16 protein-coding genes and 1 pseudogene are annotated in these 24,904 nt (G+C 40.7%); 11 read left to right on the top strand and 6 right to left on the bottom strand.

Annotated elements, in window-relative coordinates; genetic code table 11:
* Positions 1 to 173: 173 nt before the first annotated feature.
* The 4 genes from SYJ56_RS05280 to SYJ56_RS05265 all read right to left on the bottom strand — a co-directional run bounded on the left by SYJ56_RS05280 (position 174) and on the right by SYJ56_RS05265 (position 8,807).
* Positions 174 to 3,113: a DEAD/DEAH box helicase gene (locus tag SYJ56_RS05280; protein ID WP_323832593.1), complete on the bottom strand. Its 2,940-nt coding sequence runs from the start codon at positions 3,111 to 3,113 to the stop codon at positions 174 to 176.
* Positions 3,114 to 3,330: 217 nt separating this feature from the next.
* Positions 3,331 to 3,963 (bottom strand): lipoprotein signal peptidase, encoded by a 633-nt coding sequence (locus SYJ56_RS05275; RefSeq protein WP_323832592.1) that lies wholly within the window; start codon positions 3,961 to 3,963, stop codon positions 3,331 to 3,333.
* A gap of 16 nt (positions 3,964 to 3,979) precedes the next feature.
* Positions 3,980 to 7,354: an isoleucine--tRNA ligase gene (ileS, locus tag SYJ56_RS05270; RefSeq protein WP_323832855.1), complete on the bottom strand. Its 3,375-nt coding sequence runs from the start codon at positions 7,352 to 7,354 to the stop codon at positions 3,980 to 3,982.
* Positions 7,355 to 7,694: 340 nt separating this feature from the next.
* Positions 7,695 to 8,807: a Fic family protein gene (locus SYJ56_RS05265; RefSeq protein ID WP_323832591.1), complete on the bottom strand. Its 1,113-nt coding sequence runs from the start codon at positions 8,805 to 8,807 to the stop codon at positions 7,695 to 7,697.
* Positions 8,808 to 8,974: 167 nt separating this feature from the next.
* Here SYJ56_RS05265 and SYJ56_RS05260 point away from each other — a divergent pair, with 167 nt between their 5' ends.
* Positions 8,975 to 10,006 (top strand): glycoside hydrolase family 43 protein, encoded by a 1,032-nt coding sequence (locus SYJ56_RS05260; protein WP_323832590.1) that lies wholly within the window; start codon positions 8,975 to 8,977, stop codon positions 10,004 to 10,006.
* Between the two features lie 276 nt (positions 10,007 to 10,282).
* On the opposite strand, the gene SYJ56_RS05255 is transcribed toward SYJ56_RS05260, so the two are convergent.
* Positions 10,283 to 11,527 (bottom strand): M20/M25/M40 family metallo-hydrolase, encoded by a 1,245-nt coding sequence (locus SYJ56_RS05255; RefSeq protein WP_323832589.1) that lies wholly within the window; start codon positions 11,525 to 11,527, stop codon positions 10,283 to 10,285.
* Positions 11,528 to 11,600: 73 nt separating this feature from the next.
* On the opposite strand from SYJ56_RS05255, the gene SYJ56_RS05250 reads away from it, so the two are divergent.
* The 10 genes from SYJ56_RS05250 (at position 11,601) to SYJ56_RS05210 (ending at position 24,342) form a co-directional block, all read left to right on the top strand.
* Entirely contained in the window at positions 11,601 to 12,710 is a 1,110-nt protein-coding gene (locus SYJ56_RS05250; protein ID WP_323832588.1) for a TolB family protein, read from the top strand.
* Positions 12,711 to 12,795: 85 nt separating this feature from the next.
* A complete protein-coding gene (locus SYJ56_RS05245; RefSeq protein WP_323832587.1) occupies positions 12,796 to 13,260 on the top strand; it encodes a hypothetical protein in 465 nt (154 codons plus the stop codon).
* A gap of 407 nt (positions 13,261 to 13,667) precedes the next feature.
* A complete protein-coding gene (locus SYJ56_RS05240; protein WP_323832586.1) occupies positions 13,668 to 14,594 on the top strand; it encodes a mechanosensitive ion channel family protein in 927 nt (308 codons plus the stop codon).
* 36 nt (positions 14,595 to 14,630) lie between these two features.
* Positions 14,631 to 14,975 carry a DUF2306 domain-containing protein gene (locus tag SYJ56_RS25910; protein ID WP_416377784.1) on the top strand — a complete coding sequence of 115 codons (345 nt, stop codon included), beginning with the start codon at positions 14,631 to 14,633 and terminating at the stop codon, positions 14,973 to 14,975.
* Positions 14,976 to 15,230: 255 nt separating this feature from the next.
* Positions 15,231 to 18,278, top strand: coding sequence for a SusC/RagA family TonB-linked outer membrane protein (locus tag SYJ56_RS05235; RefSeq protein WP_323832585.1), 3,048 nt, complete (start codon positions 15,231 to 15,233; stop codon positions 18,276 to 18,278).
* A 19-nt stretch (positions 18,279 to 18,297) separates the two neighbouring features.
* Positions 18,298 to 19,800 carry a RagB/SusD family nutrient uptake outer membrane protein gene (locus SYJ56_RS05230; RefSeq protein ID WP_323832584.1) on the top strand — a complete coding sequence of 501 codons (1,503 nt, stop codon included), beginning with the start codon at positions 18,298 to 18,300 and terminating at the stop codon, positions 19,798 to 19,800.
* Positions 19,801 to 19,868: 68 nt separating this feature from the next.
* Complete coding sequence (locus tag SYJ56_RS05225) at positions 19,869 to 21,041, top strand: glycoside hydrolase family 88 protein (protein ID WP_323832583.1); 1,173 nt, start codon at positions 19,869 to 19,871, stop codon at positions 21,039 to 21,041.
* A 39-nt stretch (positions 21,042 to 21,080) separates the two neighbouring features.
* Positions 21,081 to 22,244 (top strand): DUF4861 family protein, encoded by a 1,164-nt coding sequence (locus SYJ56_RS05220; protein ID WP_323832582.1) that lies wholly within the window; start codon positions 21,081 to 21,083, stop codon positions 22,242 to 22,244.
* 50 nt (positions 22,245 to 22,294) lie between these two features.
* Positions 22,295 to 23,140 (top strand): 5-dehydro-4-deoxy-D-glucuronate isomerase, encoded by an 846-nt coding sequence (gene kduI / locus SYJ56_RS05215; protein ID WP_323832581.1) that lies wholly within the window; start codon positions 22,295 to 22,297, stop codon positions 23,138 to 23,140.
* 179 nt (positions 23,141 to 23,319) lie between these two features.
* Positions 23,320 to 24,342, top strand: coding sequence for a LacI family DNA-binding transcriptional regulator (locus SYJ56_RS05210; RefSeq protein WP_323832580.1), 1,023 nt, complete (start codon positions 23,320 to 23,322; stop codon positions 24,340 to 24,342).
* A gap of 49 nt (positions 24,343 to 24,391) precedes the next feature.
* Here SYJ56_RS05210 and SYJ56_RS25905 read toward each other — a convergent pair.
* Positions 24,392 to 24,776, bottom strand: a pseudogene (locus tag SYJ56_RS25905) (cryptochrome/photolyase family protein); the annotation flags it as partial.
* Positions 24,777 to 24,904: the final 128 nt, after the last annotated feature.

Below are 24,904 nucleotides of genomic sequence, written 5' to 3'. Positions count from 1 at the left end.
TATTGTAGTGGTACTATATGATTTAATTTAGAAAAATATTTGGGCTATTGACAAAGTTTCAATAAGAATTTATGGTTAATTAAATGTGACAATTCTCTATACCTTTGACTATCAATTCAATAAAAAAAGGGCAGAATTTATGGTTCTGCCCTTTTTCAATAAATCGAAGTTTTTTAATCCAACAATGCGGCAATATCATCTTGACCGAGACTCTTCATAAAGCTCTCTTCCGTATTAATCAGCTCGCCCGCAAGTGCTAGCTTACGATCCTGAAGTGCCATGATTTTTTCCTCCACAGTTCCACGAGTGATGAATTTATAGATGATGACCTTATTTTCTTGTCCGATTCTATGCGCTCTATCAATGGCCTGAGCCTCCACAGCTGGATTCCACCATGGATCAAGTAAGAAGACATATTCTGCTTTGGTCAGATTTAGACCTACGCCACCTGCTTTCAGGGAAATCAAGAACACCTTGATATCTTCATTTTCCTGGAATTTCTCTACCTGAGCCTGGCGGTCTTTAGTAGTACCATCGAGGTAAGCATATGAAATTCCCTCTTTCTCGAGATATTCTTTCACGATTCCGAGATGCCTTACAAATTGACTGAAAACAAGCACTTTATGTCCTTCCGATATCGTAGACTGAAGCATGTATGTCACATCTTCTAGCTTACCTGATTCTCCTTCGTAGTCATCTCTGACTAATTTTGGGTGATTGGCAATTTGACGAAGCTGGGTAAGTCCACGTAGTAATGTGAATTGCTGATTGTTCCTACCTGTGCTTTGTATATCAGAAATAATTTTTTCTCTATAATAGCTTTTCACCTCCTCGTAAACCTCCTCTTGAGCAGCTGTCATATCAGAGTACTTCACGTTTGTGATTTTTTCTGGCAGGTCTGTCGCTACTTGTGATTTCAGTCTTCTCAGGATAAATGGCTTGATCATCGCATGAAGCTTGGCGGATTTTTCCATATCCCCTTGCTTTTCAATAGGCAACAAAAACTGCTTCTTAAACGAATTCTGATTGCCAAGTAATCCTGGGTTAATGAAATTCATTTGAGACCAAAGATCCATCGTACTGTTTTCCACAGGGGTACCAGTCAGAATCAATTTTTGCTTACTCTTGAGTTGATTTACAGCTGCCGCAATATTACTTCCGGGGTTTTTGATGGCTTGTGATTCATCCAAAATAATATAATTGAAATAGAAGCCTTTAAGCACTTCTATATCCAATCTGGTAATCCCATAAGATGTCAGCACCAAGTCATAATCTCCAAATCTCCACGGATCTTTGATACGCTGAGTACCTGAATAAACGAGGATTTTCAATTCTGGAGTAAACTTTTTTGCTTCAAGCTCCCAGTTATAAATCAGAGAAGTAGGCATCACCAAGAGTGAAGTTAATCCTGGATTATCCTCCATTTCATGTGCTAGCAAAGCGAGTGTTTGGACAGTTTTACCCAAACCCATATCATCTGCTAAGCAACCACCGAATTTAAACTCATTGAGGAATCTAAGCCAATTATAACCAGCATGCTGGTAAGGGCGCAATGTTCCCTCAAAACCACTTGGCAATGTATATTCTTCAATAGATTCAAAATCTCTAAGTCTTTCCAGCTTCCTACTCAAAGTAACTTGGACAAGATTGCCGATCTCCATCTCTCTGGCCAGAGCCAAATGATGCTTGCGCAAAACCATTGAGTTTTCATCTCCACGGTCTTCCATGAAGTTGAAAAGCTCAGAGTAATTCACAAACCATGAAGATGGAATCACAGCAATCTCACCATTTGGCAATTCAAACTCTGTTTTACCTTGGAGCAAAAGCTTTCTCAGCTTCGCAAATGGTACCAGATAAATCCCAAATTTGATCAGTGCTTTGACATCAAACCAATCAATATTTTCATTGACTTCTATGGAAATCTGTGCCTTACCAATGTTATAAACCTTGCCTTTGGCATTCGGTTTTTGAACAATTTTTATTTTCTCAATATCCAGAAAATCCTCATTTTCTCCAATCCACTCAAAGGCTTCAGTCTTCGGCAAGGAATCTTTACCTATTTTGAATTCAAGTCCTTTATCTCGAAGTAATTTCAGATATGCTTTCTCTTTTTGGGTGCTGCGAATCGTCTTATAGAATGTGTAACTATCGTCTCCTTCTTCCAGTCTCACAGAAGCTCCATGTTTTTCAGAACTTGGTGTCTGAACAGGAAAATCAATGCTTCCATATTTGAACCGAAGCTCAAAAACGATTTTATCTTCCTCCAACTTCTCTCCATCTTCACCAAAAAGATTCTTCCCCGAGCCTCCAGGCAAATCACTGATGTTAATAAAAACCTCTGGTGTACCGCGCTCTATATTTATATCAAAACCAACTGACTCTACGTCAAATTGCGAAATCAAATTAGCCATAAAGCCGCGGTAATAACTTGGCTCAATTCGCTTGTCGATAACAATAAATTTCTTGTTCAAAAAAGCCTTGAGTTTCCTCCCATCAATTCCTTTCTCAAAGTGAAAAAGCTGACCTTGTACTACCAACCAGCCAGGATCATTACTTATGAAGTAGCCATTTTTGTATTGCCAGTCAAGTTTCTCTCCTTTGAATTTGATTGTAGGCCAATAATGTGTGTTTTCTTCGTTTTTGTGGAAATGAAATAGTACACTAGCACGCTCGGCGTTCACAACTATCTCTCTCCAAACGGGATTTCCATCACTACCCATTTCAAAAAGTCTCTTGCCTATGAGCAAAGGCATTATTTTCGAACGCTTCTTCTCGATCACTTCCTCAATAGCATCCTGTGTCTTTTTGTCTTCAGTTTTTGGGTCAAAAATCTTAGCCAGATATTGCTTGGGGCGAATATTGCCACGTTTAATAAAAGGCTTCACTACCACTTCAGGATTCATCGAATCCATGATTTTTATCAAATCATAATCTGCCTTATTCAATCCAGAATCAAATTCGCTGGCATTGGCAGAACTTATATTTTGATAAGCCAAAGAAAGTCTTCCTTGAGGATCTATCTGTACTACAAAAGATTCAATAAGGAGCCCAAGGAACTCATGGCTGTATATTGAATAAACTATCTGAAAAGGTTTATCAGAATCAACTATCATATAATTATCGGAATGACAGAACTTCCACGAATTTGAGATTAAGCAAAAGGAAGGTAAGTCGGGGTTAGATATCCCAAAAAAGGGAAAAGCAAGTGGAAAATTACAAAAAATACAACTCAAATTTATGGTTTGAACCAATTATCTCCCATAAAACATAAAAGTCTTTAGAATCAAGGATTCTGACTCTAAAGACTTTTAGTATAATAAGCGAGAAATGTTATTCAGAAATCTGATCTACTTCCACATCTTTTGAATGTTTTAGCTTTTCTACTTTCTCAGGGAAAAACCTTCCTTGAAACACTAGAATCATAGCTACACCAACAAATATAGCGGCATCTGCCACATTGAAAATTGGCCATAATGCAGTATAACTTCCTCCCCATACAGGAAGCCATTCTGGCAAATATCCTTCCCAGATATCGAAGTAGAACATATCTACTACCTGACCATGAAACCAAGGAGTGGTAGCATTATATGGAGCGTTATTTAGCCAAACTCCATAAAAGACAGAATCAACTAAATTACCTATTGCACCGCCCAAGATCATAGCAATACATAATATATATAATTTGGGCTGTTGTTTCTCTATGATGTGAAATAGATAATATCCAATCCCTACCATAGCCACCAAACGAAACGACGTAAGAAGCAACTTACCATAATCAGATCCCAACTCCATACCAAATGCCATTCCTGGATTGGTCGTGTAATGTAGTTTGAACCAATCTCCGAAAACAGGAATCTGACCCGGTGAGCCAAAATCCATCTCGAAGTGAACTAGCATTTTTACCGCTTGATCAATAATGATCACCAATAGTGCGATGCCAAAGTATTTTAGGTATTTATTCATTGTATACGTTTTACTGTTAGGCTTTTACTACCAAAACAGCTAGTTCAAAATCATCCATATCAAGAACAGTTGCCCCATTTAATTGAGCGGAAAGCTCTAGTTTTAACGCTTGCACTTCCGTTTGGATATATTCCCCAAAAGACTCAATCGCATTTTTCACCAACTCATTATTGTCGGCGATCTTGATGTTGATCTTATCCTGCACTTCCAGCCCCATATCCTTACGCAAATTCTGGATACGGTTTACCAAATCTCTTGCAATCCCTTCCTGCAACAATTCATCCGAAAGTGTAACATCCAGAGCCACAGTTACACCTTGATCGGAAGCTACTGACCAGCCAGGAATATCCTGAGAGGTGATCAATACTTCTTCTAGAAGCAATTCAAGGTTTTCCCCGTCAAGATCAACTGAGATTTTACCTTCTCTTTCAATTTCAGCAATCTCGGCCTGCCCCCATGAATTGATGGAAGCGACTACTAATCTCATTTTCGGACCAAGCTTCTTGCCAAGCACAGGAAGATTTGGCTTCACATTCTTCACCAAAATACCCGAAGCGTCGTCTATGAACTCAATGTCTTTGATATTCACTTCTGATTTGATCAAATCTTCCAAATGCAGAACCTGAGATTTGGTCTTCTCTTTCAGGATTGGAATCAAGATTCTCTGCAACGGCTGACGTACTTTCATCTTTTCCTTCTTTCTCAACGAGTGAACTAGAGAAGAGATAGTCTGTGCCAATTCCATGCTTTCTTCTAGATCTCTATTGATCAAAGCAGAATCCGCAGCTACCCAATCCGTGAGATGCACAGATACTTTGGAATCGGATCCTGATTCAGTCAGATTCTGATACAACCAGTCAGAATAGAATGGTGCAAAAGAAGACATTAGCTGCGTGAGTGTAAGCAAGGATTCATACAGTGTTTCGTAAGCCGCTTGCTTGTCAGCATTCATTTCACCCCTCCAGAACCTTTTTCTAGCCAGTCTAACGTACCAGTTGGAAAGTTGATCTACTGTGAAACTCATGATCGCACGGGTAGCTTTGGTTGCATCATAATTATCCATGGCTTCCTCTACCTCAGCAATCAGAGACTGCAGTTTGGAAACGATCCACTGATCCAATTCAGCTTTTTCTCCCACTGGGACCGCTTTGGCTTTGTCATAGACAAAAGCGTCCAGATTCGCATAAAGAGCAAAGAAATTATAGGTATTCTGAAGAGTGCCAAAGAAGCGACGCTGCACTTCAGTCACTCCGTCCAGATTGAATTTCAAGTTATCCCAAGGATTGGCATTGCTCAGCATATACCAGCGAACTGCATCCGGACCGTATTCCTTCAGCGTTTTGAAAGGATCCACAGCATTGCCCAATCGCTTGGACATTTTATTCCCATTCTTGTCCAGCACCAATCCATTTGCAATCACGTTTTTGAAAGCTACGCTATCAAAAAGCATCACTGCGATAGCATGAAGTGTAAAGAACCAACCACGAGTCTGATCCACACCTTCTGCGATGTAATCTGCCGGATAATTGGCTTTGAAAATGTCTTCATTCTCAAAAGGATAATGCCACTGTGCATAAGGCATAGCTCCTGAATCAAACCATACATCGATCAGATCCGGTTCGCGGAACATTTTCTCTCCTTTGGCAGAAACCAAAATCACATCATCTACATAAGGACGATGAAGATCTATTTCCTTGCCCTCATAAGGAGATTTTTGCATAAATCCTTTGGCAATGGATTCTTCAATCGCTTTTTCAAGTTCAGCGATAGATCCAATACAGCGCTCCTCCTTACCATCTTCAGTTCTCCAGATAGGAAGTGGCGTTCCCCAGAATCGTGAGCGGCTTAGGTTCCAATCCACCAGATTTTCCAGCCAGTTGCCAAAACGGCCCGTGCCTGTCGCTTCAGGTTTCCAGTTGATGGTTTTGTTCAGCTCTACCAAGCGGTCTTTGTAAGCTGTCGTTTTGATAAACCAGCTGTCCATAGGATAGTAAAGCACCGGCTTGTCCGTTCTCCAGCAATGCGGATAAGTGTGTTCGTATTTTTCAACCTTGAAGGCCTTGTTTTCATTTTTCAGGATGATGGAAATGATCACATCGGTGTTTTTGAAGTCCGCTGCGTTCTCGTCATCCTCGGTATAATTTTTCACATAGAAGTCATCTACACCATATACTTTATGTGCGGTTATTCCATGTTCTGCTACTTTTTCTACTAAGAATTCACCCACCATCGTGATAAATTTCCCCTGCTTATCAACAATAGGAATATCCTTGCCCTGCTCATCTTTTACGAAGACGCCCGGCACATTATTTTGTGCCAATGTTCTAAAGTCATCCGCACCGAAAGCTTTGGCAAGATGCACGATACCTGTACCATCCTCCGTGGTGACATAGTCTCCTGAAACTACCGTAAAAGCAGGATGCGGAAGCGCCAAGCCAGCTATTGGGAATAACTGCTCATATTCCCAACCCAGCATATCTTTGCCTTTAAACTCTCCGATTACCTCGAAAGGAATCAACTTATCCCCGCCTTTATAATCTTCCAACTTGAGTTCATCAGCTTTCGGATTGAGGTAAGCATTCATTCTTGCTTTCGCCAAAATCACTGTGCAGGCATCGTAAGTATATGGATTGAAAGTCTTCACTTTCACATAATCCAAGTTCTCGCCGATTGCCAAAGCCGAGTTGGCAGGCAAAGTCCAAGGCGTTGTCGTCCAAGCAAGGATGTAAGTATTCTCCTCACCTTTCAGCTTAAACTGTGCGGTGATGGAAGTGTCCTTTACGTCCCTGTAAGTTCCAGGCTGATTGAGCTCATGCGAACTCAAACCCGTACCGGCCGCAGGTGAATAAGGCTGAATCGTGTAGCCTTTGTAAAGTAGGTCTTTCTCGTAAAGCCTCTTCAGCAAGCTCCATAGCGACTCGATATATTTCGGCTCAAAAGTGATGTATGGATCATCCAAATCCACCCAGTACCCAATTTTTTCAGTCAGTGCATCCCATTCATTTTTGAATCGCATGACCGTCTCACGGCACTTTTTATTGTATTCCTCTACAGAGATTTTCTTACCGATATCTTCTTTGGTGATGCCCAATTCTTTCTCGACCTGCAACTCCACAGGCAATCCGTGGGTATCCCAACCGCCTTTTCGCTTCACCTGAAAACCCTGAAGCGTTTTGTATCGACAGAAAATATCTTTCAGCGTACGTGCCATCACATGGTGAATGCCAGGGGTACCATTTGCCGAAGGCGGGCCTTCAAAAAATGTAAATGTCTCAGCACCGTTACGGTTGACTACTGATTGCTCGAAAATCTGGTTTTCTTTCCAGTACTTCAATACAGATTCCCCGATTTCGGGATAATCCACTTGTTTAAATTCCTGATATGTCTTCACTGTATCCTTTCTTAAGGGCAAGTAGGTGATAATTAATTTTTGGGCGTGTCCCCGTCTGAAAAAGCCAGGGCCGGGCTATCCGCTGTATCCCGTCCCCCGATAATTATCGGGGTGCGTGGATGCCGCTACTATCCCTCACGCAATCAAGGAAACATCCTCCTCAAAAGCAGGCACAAAGATAGGAGAATTCCCCCTTTGTGGGAGGATGAATCGGAAAAAATGGAAGGAAAGCTGACTCGGCCAGTAAATAATATCCAATGAACAACTTTCCTTCATCACTCATTTTCAAATCTTGGTTCTTGCCTCTTGACTCATAGATCTTGATACTTATGTCTTGCTACTAGATACTAATCACCAACTCATAGCTCACACTTCTACCTCCACCCTGGGGCAAAAAGACTCCCAATTCAGTCAAACCCTGTAAATCACGGGTTGCTGTGGCTTTGGAAGCTTTCGTGATCGCGATGTATTTTTTGGCAGTCATTCCACCTTCAAAGCCAGCTGGTCCCTCGGCAAGCATTCGGTTGATGGCTTTTGTCTGACGCTCATTGAGCACATTTGCAAAGCGATCAAAGAATTTGACTTTTTGGAGCGTGAAGTTGATCAATTGCTCCGCACTTAGCTGTGCATGATAGACTGTTTCAGCAAAGTAATCCAGCCAGTCGCTGATTTCATTAGAGCTTTGTCCGTTCTTAAGGGCATCGTAATACTCATTTTTCTTTGCTTCAATCGTGCCGGAAAGACTGATCAAAGTTGCATGCCCCAAGCCTTGATGCAACGCCTTTTCTGCCAATGCGCGGCCTATCCGACCATTGCCATCTTCGAAAGGGTGAATTGACTCAAAATATAAATGCGTGATCGCAGACCGAATCAGTGGATTATTTATCGCCTCAGAATTGCCGGGAGCAGTCTTGTTGAACCAAGAAATAAAAGAAGCCATTTCTGCAGGAACCTCCGTAGAAGGCGGTGCTTCAAAATGAATAGTTTCTTTCCCTATCGAACCCGAGACCACTTGCATAGGAGCAGTATCTGCACGCCATCTCCCTGCACTAACGTAGCGATTGCCTTCCATCAGTAGCTGATGCCATTCGAAAAGCACCTCTTCTGTCAAGTCTTGGGCAAATTCGGACCGTACGTTGATCATCAGCTTAGCTATTCCTTTGGCACGCTGATCTTTGACAAGCAAAGGCTGATCCTCATGAATGCCTAGATTCTTCTTGATAGAAGACATTACATCCGGTCGACTGAGAAATTCACCTTCAATTTCCGAGGTTTTAATTGCTTCCACTACCATCATTTCCAAAAGCAATTCAGTCTGATTTCCTTCGGACAAACCGGTAAGTACGCCAGATAATTGCCCAGATTTCATAAGAAAATCAGGCAGTAGTTTCCCTGACTTACCTTCTTGGTAGGTTAACTTTGGCCAATCCGACTGTTCCCAATTGTAACTCATGAGCCGAATATACGACTTATTCGGCTCAAAAAACAGTGGTATATGAGCCGAATAATGAGACTAATCGGCTCATAGCTAAAAAACATTCAAAAAAGAGCATTTTTACGTCAAGGACATTCACCTCTCGCTCCTCATTTGTAATTTTAGATAACATTCAAACTATTTACATGAACTCAAGAATTTCTCTATACACAATGGCAGTGGGTTTTACTTTTGCCTGCTCCTCTCCAAAAGAAACCAACGTAGAAGAACCTCTGAGACTTTCCGGAAACCCCATCTTCGAAGGCTGGTATGCCGATCCTGAGGGAGTTGTTTTTGGAGATGAGTACTGGGTATATCCGACTTTTTCGGCAGGATATACAGATCAGTTGCATTTCGATGCTTTTTCATCCAAAGATCTTGTGACTTGGGAGAAGCATGCCAATATCCTCGACACAGCAACTATCAAGTGGGCCAGACAAGCGATGTGGGCTCCGGCAGCAATCGAGAAAGATGGAAAATATTACTTATTCTTTTCTGCAAACGACATCCAACGCCCAAGCCGTGACGGATGGGATCCAAATAATGACATCAATCATTTTGGAGGATTGGGAGTAGCTGTAGCCGATTCGCCCGGTGGCCCATTCAAAGACCACATTGGAAAGCCCTTGCTATCTGAGTTTCATAACGATGCGCAGCCGATAGATCAATTTGTATTTAAGGATACTGACGATACATATTATATGCTGTATGGGGGCTGGAGTCATTGCAACATCGGTAAACTAAATGCAGATTTCACAGGATTTGAACCTTGGAAAGATGGAGAACTTTTTCATGAAATCACGCCAGAGGGCTATGTAGAAGGACCTTTTGTATTTATCCGAAACGGCAAATATTACTTCATGTGGTCTGAAGGTGGCTGGACAAATGACAGCTATAAAGTTGCTTATGCCATGGCAGATCAAATCACTGGGCCATGGGAGCGTATCGATACCATCTTGGAATCGGACACTACTATCGCTACAGGTGCGGGTCACAATTCTGTGATTCAAAAACCAGGTTCTGATGAATGGTACATGGTTTATCATCGTCGTCCTATTCCTAATGAAGGCCGTGATCACCGCGTGACAGCCATTGATGTGATAGAATTCAATGAAGATGGCACAATCAAACCGATCAAAATGACTTTCGAGGGAGTGAAAGCCAATCCGATAAAGTAAAATAAGAATGTGATTATCCGCAATGATGCCAGTAACCATATTCTCTTTGCTTTACTGGACGGAAGACCGAAGACGGGTGACCGATGTGGCCTTGACGCTAGTGTTTTCCGAATCCTATGATGATTTTATTGTTTTACTGGCAGAAAAGCGGATATACATAAATAAGAAACACCATATTTTACTTTCGTGATATAAACCACAACAAAACCCCGGAACACATTCGATTCCGGGGTTTTGTTTTACGTTATCTTGATACTTAACTCTTGCATCTAGCTTCTAGAAAACAACCTTAACTTCTTTCTTCTCACCACTTCTCTCATAAGCAACCATGGTTTCATCACCCTTTTGAAAAGCACTTAACGCACGCATGTAGCTCATCATATCCACAATTGTCGAATCACCCATTTGGATAACTACGTCACCTTTCATCAAACCCGCCGCTTGAGCTGGCTTGTCCTCGGATACCCCGTCTATCCGCATGCCTTTGCCATCATAAAGATAATCCGGCACTACGCCCAAGGAAACTGTGAATCTGGGCGAATCTCCACTACTGTCTTTTGTCTTAGTGAAAGCAAGTTTTGGTTCAGTCTCCAACTGGTCAACTAAGCGATCGATGTATTTCACTACAAGCAATAGCCCATCATAATTAATCAATTCTGAGTCATCGGAAGGCTTGTGATAATCCTCATGCTGTCCTGTGAAAAAATGAAGAACGGGCAAGTCCTGCAGGTAAAAAGAGGTGTGATCCGAAGGTCCGACACCGGATTCTGAAGTGACGATTTTCAGGCTGTCTGCATTTGCCAACTCCAATGCAGCAACAAAACTTGGGCTAGTTCCTACTCCATTAATAGCCAGTGTCTTTTCCGCATTCATTCGACCAACCATATCCATGTTGATCATGTAATTCACTTTGGAAAGCTCGGTGGTAGGATTCTTTACGAAATAATTTGAGCCCCAAAGACCATTTTCTTCACCCGAGAAAGCTATAAAAAGGAAGTTACTGCTATGCTGCTCATGCTTTAGAATTCTGGCTAAAGCTACCAAAGCCGCTGTGCCACTTGCATTATCATCCGCACCATTATGAATCGCCGAATCTCCACGATGCAATGAGCCGCTGCCACCCATTCCCAAGTGATCAAAGTGTGCTCCGATCACGATGGTATTTTCAGATTTGTTATCAATATAGCCAATGACATTTCTACCAGTGACACCGTCTCCATCTGTTCCAATTACAGCTTCCTCATGCGGATTCGTTGGTTTTGAAACAGTGAAAGGCTGGAAGTACACTTCGGTTCCTTTTGGCTCCAGTCCGATTTCTTTGAATTCTTCGGCTAGATATTCTGCAGCTTTTTGCTCACCGGCTGTTCCGATTGCACGTCCTCTAAGATCATCCGCGGCTAAGTAATTAACGTCATCTTTCAATCCTGCTTTTAGGCTTTCATCCGAAGGTGCGGAATTGCAACTCCAAATAAACAATGTCACTACAATGGCTAGAATCGAGTATTTTGAAAGATTTTCCATGATAAATGTCTTAGTTAGGCAAAGATAATAAATGGTAACTTTGCGCAGCAATTCTTAAATTTCAATTCCAAAAATGAGACAACTCTTTATTGCCTTACTGCTACTATCTTTTTCCTGTAGCCCAAAACCGACGGTTCAAACAGAAATAAAGACGGAAGTTCAATCAGCATCTGACTCTTTGCTGCTGACTCCAGAAGAAATGAAGTACTTAAAAAACATCAAGCAATTGACTTTCGGTGGAAATAATGCCGAAGCCTATTGGTCATTTGATGATTCAAAGCTTGTATTTCAATCAGACTACAGCGACTGGGGAGTGGAATGTGATCAGGTTTTTTATACTAATTGGAATACAGACGATTTACATAAAAATCAACCTACGCGGTTAAGCACAGGCTTGGGAAGGACGACATGTTCCTATTTTCTTCCAGACAATAAAAGTATAGTCTATGCCTCAACTCATCTTGATGCGGAAAATTGCCCGCCAGTACCAGAGCGCAGAACTGATGGCAAATACGTGTGGCCTATCTATGATTCCTTTGATATTTTCACAGCCAATATGGATGGAAACATTCTGTCTCAGCTAACCAATGAACCTGGATACGACGCAGAAGCTACTGTTTCTCCAAAAGGAGATAAAATCGTTTTCACTTCTATAAGATCAGGTGATCTGGAGCTTTATACCATGAATATTGATGGAACAGATGTGAAGCAAATCACTTCAGACTTGGGATATGACGGAGGCGCATTTTTCTCACCAGACGGCAGCAAAATCATCTGGAGAGCTTCCCGACCAACTTCTGATGAAGATGTAAAGGAGTACAAAGACTTGCTTGCTGAAGGGTTGGTCATGCCTACCTCTATGGAACTATTCGTGGCAAATGCAGATGGAACTGATGCAAAGAAAATAACTGACTTAGGCAAAGCAAACTGGGCTCCTTTCTTCCATCCCTCTGGAGAAAAGATCATTTTCGCTTCAAATCATCAAACGGAAAGAGGCTATCCATTCAACCTTTTCATGATCAATCTAGATGGGACTGATTTAACTCGTATCACGCATGATGGTACTTTCGATGCATTTCCAGTATTCTCAAACGATGGCAAATACTTGGTTTTTTCCTCAAATAGAAATAATGGAGGGACTAGAGATACCAATCTTTTTGTAGCCGAGTGGATTGGAGATTGAACTGGAATCTGGCAAGAAATGGAAAGACCGTCACACTTGGCGGTCTTTTTGTTTTAAATTTAGGCTAACTAACTGAAAAACAGCTATGAAACCATTATATGCACTTTTTCTTGCGGGACTATTACTAGTATCTTGTAAGGGGCCTAAGGAAGATTCCCCAATTGATGCAGCATTTTCCCCCGACGCTGAACATCTAGAAGAAATCAATACAGAATGCTTTCAATACTTTGGCGAAAAAGACACAGTACAATTAATGACTCTTACAGCTGGAACTAAAGTGACAGGAACGCTTGATTATGCGATTTTTGAAAAAGATAAAAACAGCGGTACTATCAATGGTGAAATCAGAGACGACATGATAATTGCGGAATACACGTTTATGTCTGAAGGAGACTCTTCAAAGCGTCAAGTAGTGTTTCAAAAGACCGAAGAAGGATGGATAGAAGGCTTTGGTGAAATGAATTCTGTGGATGGAATTCCAGTGCAGGTCAACATTGATTCGCTGGACTATAGTCACCACATGACTTTAACTCCAATTCCCTGTGACTAGAAATCGAGCATGACGAAGAACGTCACACAGAGGGATGATAGCTTACCTTGCGAGATTCCATCTGACCCTTTAAAAACAAAAAATAAACAGATGAAACAAGCATTCACTCTTTTGCCTTTCTCGTATCAATTCCCTAATTTCTAAGCTCAACTCGCCCAGAATTACCTTTTTCACAAGTTCCTCAAACCCTTTTTAAATTGAGCATATGAAATCGAGCATGACGCAAGTGTCACACAGAGGGATAATTAGTAATCCTGCGAGATTCCATGTGGCCACTAAAGATCAATTATAAACACATGAAATCGAGCATGTCGAAGAACGACACACAGTGGAATGATTATATACCTTGCGAGATTCCATCCCGATTTTCGGACAGGTAATGGCCCTTAAAATCAAATTGTAAACAGATGAAATATTATACTAGGCTGGTAATTCCTCTATTAGTCACTCTCGCGCTAGGTTTTTCTAAGATTTACTTTGGTAGCGTATCCAAAGATTGGGAAGGATTATGGTCATACCTTCCCCATATTAATACTGTGCTGATTATTTGCGGTTTTACTTGGTGTCTGTTGGTTTTTATGCAGATTTTAAAAAAACTCTTTATCAGGCAATATGATATCTCTCAAGATGATAATCTGAAGGCACGAAAAGTCTTAACCCAAATAAATATACTTGTAAAAGTTGCCAACTTCATCATCATACTTTTAGGAATTGGACTGATTCTGCTTTCATTTGAATCTGTAAGGAAAGTTGGGGTTGGCTTCTTTGCTTCTGCTGGCGTTGCGGGGATTATCATTGGTTTTTCTGCCCAGAAAGCTATCGGGACTTTGATCGCAGGTATTCAAATCGCAGTTACTCAACCCTTTCGCCTCGAAGATGCTGTCGTCGTGGAGGGAGAATGGGGGTGGATAGAAGAAATAAACCTGAATTATATTGTAGTAAGAATCTGGGATCTCAGAAGGCTGGTACTACCGACCACCTATTTTCTAGAAACACCCTTTCAAAACTGGACCCGAACCTCAGCCGACTTACTTGGCTCTGTTTTCCTTTATACGGATTATACCATTCCTTTTGACGAGCTTCGAAAGGAACTGGATCGTATCCTGGAAACTACTCCTCTTTGGGATAAAAAAGCAAAAGTACTACAGGTGTCAAATGCTAAAGAATTTACAGTTGAAATCCGGATTTTGGTAAGCGCAAAAAACTCCCCTACAGCTTGGGATTTGAGAGTATATGTCCGGGAAAAAATGATTGAATTTATCCAGAAGAATTATCCGGAAAGCCTTCCAAAAACAAGAGTTGAGATGTCCCAAAAAGAGGTCAACAAAGTGTGAATTACGAACCTTTGATGTATAGCCATTTGGCAACTGTTGTTCCTTGGATATTTTTTAGGTGCTCATTTACTTTTTGCTCGAAAAGGTCGAGTGGCACATAGAAAGCTTGGTATAGTGTACATGAGTATGATGATGATTACAGCCATTATCGCACTGTTTATCCGAGCTCAGGTGGGATCTCTCCTTTTCAATCATTTCGGCTATATCCATCTTTTTTGCATCCTAGTATTCTGGACTGCACCGACTGCATTATTACCCATCAAAAAAAGGGAAATCAAAAGTCATCAACGCAAAATGATTTTACTTTATGTAGGAGCGATCATCTTGTCAGGAGGATTTACGCTTATGCCAGGAAGTTATTTGCACAGCTTATTTTTTTAACTAGCAATCAAATAGGTCAATATTAATTGAGTCGTAATGAAATAAAAATTGGAACAATCGATTGTTCATTTTTAAAATTTTTGTTCTTTTCCAGCGATCAATTACTACTTCTCTCCTTTACTAAAATACCATATATTGTTCATTTACAATATTTAATACATTTTTTACTTTGATTTTTGAAATCCTAAATTATTCTCGTATAATGCAATCGATTGCATTATTATTTAATTACTCATAACCCAAAATTTAATCAACATGGTAAAATTTCTTACTCGAAAACGGATCAAACACTCCGTATTGATGACCTTTTTGATGGTGTGCTTACCTTTCCTTGCAAGCGCACAAATATCAATGGTGGCAGGAACTGTAACTTCAGACACTGGCGAAACTATGCCTGGCGTCTCAATTGTCATCAAAGGAACAACCACAGGTACGACCACTGATATAGATGGTCGTTATTCAATTTCCGCAGCTAGTGATGCTACGCTTGTATTTTCATTTATAGGATTGGTCACCAAAGAGATTCCTGTAAATGGAATTTCAACTCATGATGTCATCCTTGAAACTGACATCTCCCAATTAGATGAAATCCTAGTAGTAGGCTATGGGACAACTAAAAAGAGCGACTTAACAGGATCAGTATCCTCGGTGAAGGCTGAAGAACTTACTGCATTTCCAGTAGCAAATGCTACTCAAGCGCTTCAGGGCCGTGCAGCAGGTGTTAGCGTTCAAGCAAACAATGGAGATCCCGGAGGAGCTTTGAAAGTCCGAATCCGTGGCGGCAATTCAATTAATGCGAGCAGCGATCCTCTTTATGTAGTCGATGGATTTATTGGCGGTACTATACCTCCTCCAGAAGATATTCAATCTATCGAAGTACTGAAAGATGCTTCTGCCACTGCAATATATGGGTCAAGAGGAGCCAATGGCGTAATTATGGTAACTACCAAAAAAGGTAAAGCCGGCAAAGCCAGGGTTGACTTTAACAGTTCCTATTCCTCTCAGACCGAAATCAATAGACTAGACTTGCTGAATGCGGATCAATTTCTAGACTATACCCAAGAAGTGATTCCAAACTATGTTGATAATGGGGCCGAAACAGATTGGCAAGATCAAATCTTTAGAACAGGCGGTATTCAAAATTATCAACTTTCGGTCTCAGGAGGGTCTGACAAAGTAAATTACTATGTATCAGGATCTTTTTTCGATCAAGAAGGAGTGATTATAAACTCAGACTTCAATAGATATGCGATTACAAGTAATTTGAATTTCAATGCTTCTGATAAAATTACTGTCGGATTAAATCTTCTTGCAAGGCGAACCGGAAGAAACGGAGTGGTGACACAAGAAGGGTCTGGTGGTGCAGGTGGCGCCGGGGTAGTTGGCTCCTCCCTAAGATTCATGCCTGACCTTCCTGTCAGAAATGAAGACGGAAGTTTCACTCTTTCTGTGATTGGAGATCCAATTGATAATCCATATGCAGTAGCAACTCAAAGAGAAGAAGAAACACTTGCAGATCTATTGCAGACTAATCTATTCATCAACTTCGACATCACCAAAGCACTGACTTTTAAGACCACGCTTGGATTAAAGACTGATAATTACAGAACTGGCGTTTTCATACCGACCACACTTTATGCAGGACGAAATGTAAACGGTGATGCTTCTATCAGCTCAGGTAAAAACACCAATATTATCAATGAAAACTACCTGACATATAATTGGGAAATCAACCCAAAAAATACGCTGACAGCTTTGGCAGGATATTCAATCCAAAAATCTACAAACAATAGTTGGTCTGCAGGATCCCAGTCTTTCATCACCAACTCAGTTTCATTTTGGAACCTTGGAGGTGGAGCCATTCCAAAGATTCCTAGTTCTGGCTTTTCAGAAACCCAGATCGCATCAGTATTTGGACGAATTAATTACTCCTACAACAGTAAATATTTGCTGACATTCAATGCTAGATATGATGGCTCTTCCAACTTCAGTAAGAATAACAAGTGGGCATTCTTCCCCTCTGGAGCATTTGCCTGGAACATGAAAGACGAAGGATTCATGCAAAACGTGAATTTTATTTCTGATTTCAAATGGAGAGCTAGTTATGGTTTGACTGGAAATCAGGCGATTTCTCCATATCAGACCCTTGCCAGATTCTCTACCTCATATACTATTATCGATGGTGTCCCTGTCAACGCAGTTAGACCAACTACGGTAGCAAATGATGATCTGACTTGGGAAACTACTCAACAGTTTGACTTGGGAGCTGATATCTCATTCTTTGAAAACAGACTGAACATTACTGCAGATTATTACAAAAGCATCACTTCTGATTTGCTTTTCTCTGTTCCACTTCCCTCTTATTCTGGCTATTCCAGCCAATTGCAGAATTTGGGAAAGGTAGAAAATAAAGGGTTTGAATTAGCTTTAAACACAGTAAACACCACCGGAGCCTTCCAATGGAATACAGGATTCAATATTTCTTTCAACAGGAATAAGGTGCTTGAACTTCCTGATGGAAACGACATTTTATATGGCTCAGGACCCGGACATCTGATAGGCTTGGGACAAACTCAAATTCTACGTGTAGGGGACCCTGTGGGCAGCTTTTATGGATGGATCTATGATGGTGTCTACCAAGAAGGTGACGATTTTCTTCCAGGAGGTGGATTTGAACAAGTAGCCGGAGGCGAAAAATTCAGAGATATTAACGGAGAAAAAGATGCGAATGGACAGCTTACCGGCAATCCTGATGGCACACTTAATTCAGACGATAGAACGGTTATCGGAAATGGACAAGCAAAATTTATTTGGGGACTGAACAATGACTTCAGTTTCAAAGGATTTGATTTAAACATTTTCTTCCAAGGATCACAAGGAAATAAAATTCTGAGTTATACACTTCTGGAGATAGAGACATTGGCTGGATCCAATAACTCAACCACTAGAGCACTGGACAGATGGACTCCGACTAACACAGATACAGATGTCCCTAAGCGTACACTAAGTCGCTCTCAGCGTGTATCAACTCGCTGGATCTATGATGGAAGTTATGCACGATTGAAAAACGTCTCACTTGGCTATACTTTACCTGCTACAGTTTCAGAGAAACTATCGGTGTCAAGAGTCAAACTTTATGTAAGTGCTCAGAACCTTCTGACTTTTACTAAATACAAAGGATTTGACCCGGAGGTGAATTATAGCTCATCTGGAAGCACAAATTCCAACAGGAACTTAGGTTTGGATTACGCCAGTTATCCAAATGCAAAATCATATACTGTAGGTCTTAATATTAGCTTTTAATCATCCTAACATCAAAATCATGAAAACGACAAAAAATATAATTTTAGCTGTTTGGTTGATGCTATCGATTTCAGCCTGTGCAGATTTGAATGAAAAGCCTATCGGTGTGTTTGCACCGGAGACCTTCTTCAAAACCCCAAAAGATGTAGAAACAGCCGTTCTTGGAGCCTATGGTGTAATAGCTTCCGAGAATCTTTTTGGAAGACAGTTTATCTGTGCTCTGCAATTCCGTGGTGACATGGTTGACATTGGCAATCGTGCCACTTCAGCAGAACGAATCCAGGTTAATGATTTCAACATGGACTCTAATAATGGAATGGTAAGAAGATTCTGGCCTCAATGGTTTCAAGCAATCAATGCAGCCAATTCTGCAGAGGCTGGCGGAATGAGTCTTGGGCTTTCGGAAGCTGAGATTAACCCATTGATCGCAGAGGCCAAATTTATCCGAGCGTTCTCCTACTACCATTTAGTACGGGTTTTTGGTGATTTACCATACATCAATTTCGCTGTCACTGACCCTTCTAGCCTAAAGACAGTTTCCAAAACTTCAACGGCAGAGATCTATGCCGGAATCAAAGCTGACCTTGAATTTGCCAAACAATGGCTCCCAAATACACATAAGAATAATATCCGAACACGTCCTACTGCTGGCACAGCAGCTTCATACTTAGCTTCAGTGCATCTGACTTTGGGTGAATTTCAGGACGCCTACAATGAAGCAAAATTTGTGATTGATAATAAAGATTTGTTTGGCTATGAACTGGAAGCTGACTTTGAAGATAATTTCAAAGGCTCTATCGCCAATTCATTGAAAGAAACCATTTTTGCCTTTGACTTCCTTGGCCAGCAAAATGTCGGTGGAAATAATGATGACTCTTTAGTGCCGATGATTTTGGTTCTAAATCTAACAGGAGGGTATGGAGTATCTGTCCCTAATATGAATGTATATGATGACTGGGATGCCAGAGATTATAGAAAGAAAGTAAGTTTCATCGATACATTAGTAGTAGATGGAGTAGCTCATCCATATAATGATTTCTCTACACAGAGACCACATATTGGAAAATGGGCGCGCGACTTTGGGAATGGTAATGCAATTGGCCGCTACTCTGATCATAATATCTCCGATTTCAGATATGCTGAAGTTCTTTTGATCGCTGCTGAGGCTTTGGGAGAAATCAATGGCTCCACAGATGAAGCCAAAGGTTACTTAAATCAAGTTCGGGCTCGTGCAAGAAACTGGGCAGGAACACAGGCGGATTTCCCAAAAGATGTCACAGGAGATATGAACAAGTCTGATTTTATCGATCTGGTATTGGAGGACAGGAGATTAGAATTGGCCTTCGAATGGAAAAGATGGTATGATATCAAACGTAGAGATATGGGAACAGAAGTGTTCACGGGACCAAATAGTCTGGAACCGCATGAGAATTTTGATCCTTCTCGCGACTACCTGATGCCACTACCAGATTCTGAACTGAGAATAAATCCAAATTTGGCCCCCAACAATCCTGGATACTAATTCTTATTCTGTTAAAATGGATCGGCGATAAGCATTCGTCGATCCTATTTTCAACAAATCATTAATCAATGAAAAAACTACTATTTCTTTGTTTAGCTGTATGCCTTTTGGCCAGCAGCTGTAAATCCACTGTTGACCTTAGCGTTTCCAAAAGCATGAAAAATGCCGAGTCTCAACTTAATTATAGCCTAAAGAATCATACTGATAAATCAACTTATCCACGATCAGTCAAACCTGATGGCAGCTTGAATGCTGTACCATCCAGAGACTGGACTAGTGGATTTTATCCAGGAAGCATGTGGCACATGTACGATTATACCAACGATCAAAAATGGGCAGATACAGCAGCAGCCCGGAATGCCGGCCTCGAAAGTGTCAAGTTTAATACGCACACACATGATCTTGGATTTGTGCTTTATTGCTCATTTGGCAATGGATTAAAACTGACAGAAAATCCAAAATATGCCCAAATACTGCTTCAAGGAGCTCAGACATTAATTAAGAGGTTTGACCCAAAAATTGGAAGTATTCGCTCATGGGATTTTGCTCCGTGGGAATATCCGGTGATTATAGATAATATGATGAATCTTGAGATGTTATTCTGGGCGACCAAATATAGTGGGGATTCTACCTTCTATGACATTGCAGTAAAGCATGCGGACACATCTTTGAAAAATCATTACCGCCCAGATTTCAGTAGTTACCATGTAGTAGATTATGATACGATCACAGGTAATGTGAAAGCTAAAAAAACACATCAGGGGTTCTCTGATGATTCTGCTTGGGCTAGAGGTCAGGCCTGGGGTTTGTACGGTTTCACCATGGTCTATAGGGAGACAGGGGACAAAAAATATCTTGAACAAGCGGAAAAAATCGCTGACTTCTATCTCAATCATCCCAATCTACCGGAAGACATGATACCATATTGGGATTTCAATGCTCCAAATATTCCGAATGAATCTCGCGATGCATCTGCAGCAGCAATTGCCGCATCAGGCTTATTAGAGCTCAGCAGGTATTCAAAGGATGGTTCTGTCTATTTTGATGCAGCCGAAAAAATGCTTACTAGCCTCAGTAGTCCTGTCTATCTAGCCAAGCCTGGCACCAATCAAGGTTTTATCTTGATGCATAGCACCGGACACAAACCGAATGGTTCGGAAATCGACACTCCTATCAATTACGCTGATTACTACTACTTGGAAGCATTGTTACGGTACAAAATGCTTACCCCTAACCTGTAAAACCTATCTGTCCATTATGGTTTTCTACAAACATCAACTATGATAATTCACGTCATCTTATTGGCCTTCCAGCTAATTCAACCCGATACGACTTTCACGGTGGATAATAAACTTGATATACCGAGAAAAGAAGTAATGAGCATTTCGATGGCTGATTTGGAAAAAATGCTGGGTGAAAAATTCGATACTTCGAATCTCCAACTAAAAGAGTCAAAATCAAGCCAAACAGTGCAAACTCAGTGGATTGATTTAGATCAGGATGGCTACTTTGAGGAGCTACTTTTCTTAGCTGATGTAAAAAAGCATAAAAAGAAAATGTATAAGATATTCCTCAATGTCAAGGAAGATAAAGCTATCCATACAGACATTAAAAGCTTTGTCAGATTTGTCCCTGAGCGTATTGATGATATTGCTTGGGAAAATGACAAAGTGGCCTTCAGAACATACGGTCCTGAAGCACAACGACTAGTGGATGAGAATCAGTCCGGCGGCACCTTGACTAGCGGAATCGATGCTTGGCTAAAGCGCGTCAACTACCCTATAATAGACAAATGGTATCAAAAATATGTCGATGGAGGCAGCTATCATACAGACAATGGCGAAGGCTATGATCCATATCATGTCGGCAACAGTCGCGGAATCGGTGGAGCCGGTATCTGGATAAATGATTCACTTTATGTTTCCAAGAATTTTACCGAATATAAAATAATCGCCAACGGTCCTCTCAGGAGTGTTTTTGAGCTGACCTATGCACCTTGGAAAGCAGGAAACGCAACAATTATAGAAACCAAAAGAATTTCTATTGATGTGGGATCACAGATTTATCATATGGAAGAATACCTGAAAAGTGACAACTCAATCCCAAATCTAACTACAGGAATAACATTACATGATGGCTCAGGCGAAGTAAATTCTGACCACAAAGCTGGATGGATTAGCTACTGGGAAACTATAGACGATGCAAAACTCGGAACAGGAATCATAGCAAATCCAAAAGATATCATTCAGCACCTTGAGATCAGAAAAAAAGCCAAGGATCAAAGTCATATTTATTTGGTCCTGAGACCAACTGAAAAAATCAGTTATTATGCTGACTTTGGTTGGGAAAAAGCAGGAGAGTTCTCTTCAGCTACTGACTGGAATAGGTATCTCAACGACTTTTCCAAAAAACTTGAAACACCCCTTGTTATAACATTTAATTAGTTAACACTCTATTTCCGCCTAGGTGGACAAAAATCAATTTACCCTATTTTATGAAAAATCAATCTTACACGATACAACATGCCATCAGTCCACGTGAATTTAAACAGATGGATACGGATGAATTACGAGAGTCTTTTTTGATGGAAAATTTATTTATTGAAGACCAAATCAACATGAATTACACACACTATGACCGTGTGATTGTGGGAGGTATTTTACCCATCAGCAAAGACTTGACACTAGAAACTATCGATCCCCTAAAATCTGAATACTTCCTGGAACGTAGAGAATTAGGTATTATAAACATAGGCACAACAGGTGAGATTATAGCCGATGGAGTAGTCTATACATTAGAAAATAAGGAAGCACTTTATCTGGGAAAAGGAACAAAGTCGATCACTTTTAAATCTGGCAACACAACTAATCAGCCAATATTCTATTTTAATTCTGCACCCGCTCATACTAGTTACCCATCAAAGAAAATCAGTGAGGAGGAAGCGGAAAAAGTAGTCATTGGCGGGCTTGCCACATCTAATCATCGTAAAATACGGAAGTTAATCGTGAATAGCGTTGTAAAGACATGTCAGCTCCAAATGGGTCTTACAGAGCTGAAAGAAGGTAGCGTTTGGAATACACTACCTGCACATACACACGATCGCCGAATGGAAGCATATCTTTACTTTGACCTTCCAGAAGATCAGATGGTTTGCCACTTCATAGGAGAACCACAACAAACTAGACACATCTGGATGAAAAATCATCAGGCAGTTTTATCTCCGCCATGGTCTATCCACAGCGGAGCTGGAACGAGTAATTACACCTTTATCTGGGGTATGGCGGGAGAAAATCTTGATTATGGTGATATGGATACGGTGAAGGTCACTGAAATGCGATGAATGCTTATAGAACTCTCATGGACAAAAGGTAATTTATATGGAACCCAGTGTCAAATAGTAGCTTTTTATTGATATTTTATTGAAGAAATAATTGGAATTAATTTCATAAACAGTCAATAAATAAGAGAGATGGAAGTATTTTTCATCCGTCAACCAAATGAGTGCTATATTCTGCATCCATGAAAAAGAAAACTACCATTCACGATATCGCTGAATATCTTAACATTACGGGCTCTACTGTTTCTCGAGCTCTTAATGATCACCCTAAGATTAGCAAAGCAACTAAGAAAGCAGTTCAAAAAGCAGTAATAAAACTAAATTACCAGCCTAATAATATCGCCGCTGCTTTGAGAAGCGGAAAGAGCAATATCATTGGAATAATAGTACCTACTGCTGATAGAAGCTTCTTTTCATCGGTGGTTTACGGTATTGAGGAAATTGCCAACACTGCTGGCTACAATGTCATGATTTGTCAAACACATGATAGTCATGAAAATGAAGTCAACAAAGTACAAGCTCTCCTTAACGCTGGCGTGGATGGAATAATCGCTTCTCATGCAAAAGAATGCACTAATTTCGATCATTTTAAAAAGATAATTGCGAACAATATCCCGCTTATACTTTTTGATCGATCTATAAATGACCTAGGAGTTAGTCAGGTAGTAATTGATGACTTTTTAGGGGCTTCTATGGCCACAGAACACCTTATCAAACAGGGTTGTAAGCGGATTGCTCACTTCACAAGTGTGCAAAGTATCAGTATTTATAATGATCGACTCCGTGGCTACCGAGAATCCTTGAGAGTCGCAGGGATTGAATACGATGAAAAGCTAGTCAAACATTCCAACCTGCAACTCGAAGATGGTATAAGATGCATGAAAGAGCTGCTTACCACAGGAGAAAAACCAGATGCTGTCTTTTCTTCCAGCGCCTTAGGAGCTATTGGTGCTATGCAAGTCTTAAAGGAGAGCGGTCTGCGCGTGCCGGAAGATGTGGCAATCGTCGCTTTCAGTAATGAGGTTTATATGGCATTTACTGGCCCTACACTTTCTACAGTAGAGCAGCACAGTAAGCGTATGGGTAATATAGCAGCAGAGATATTTTTGAAAGAAATCACGGACAAAAAAGTGCCTTTCTATCCTCAGAAGATTGTAATCAACCCAGAACTGATCATACGTGAATCATCACTCCGCAAAAAATAGGGACGTTACTTTTGCCCTCTTTTTAGCTTAGATAAGCCAATTCAAATACTCAATCCGTCAAATAACTCTCCGCTTGTTCAAGCAATTCTGCCTTATTTTTCAACTTATCCAAGGTGCGGTAGGCCATTCCAATTCTCAGGATTATTCTCTAATTTATCCCTATTTCTGTCATAAAAAATGCCAATAAAGACTATTGAAGGGGCAAGTGCCTTCTCCTGTTTTTTGGAATGATTATATGCACAATGGCTGCAATAGGTAATTCGCAGATGAGACGTAAGGTTTTGTACCCACGATCCCACCATCTGCAAACTGACTCATTCCGCGTGTGTTGGTGATTTCTACCCACTCGATTGCATCGATGTACCCAAATACCATTGATCCACCTCATCAGGATGTATCCCTGCAAGCAAAGCAAAATTACCTATTAACCTGAGTTCGATTAATAAAGTGCAGAATTATTGGGATGTGAATATAGATAGAACCAGTACACTTGAGTATATTTAAGTATCTGAAATTCAAACATATACAAGCGGATCACATGGTTCTATCTAACAATAAAATT

Source organism: Algoriphagus aurantiacus, assembly GCF_035156405.1.
Classification (GTDB): Bacteria; Bacteroidota; Bacteroidia; order Cytophagales; family Cyclobacteriaceae; genus Algoriphagus; species Algoriphagus aurantiacus.
Note: the sequence above shows the minus strand (reverse complement) of the source record. Positions and strands in the feature narration are given on the sequence as shown.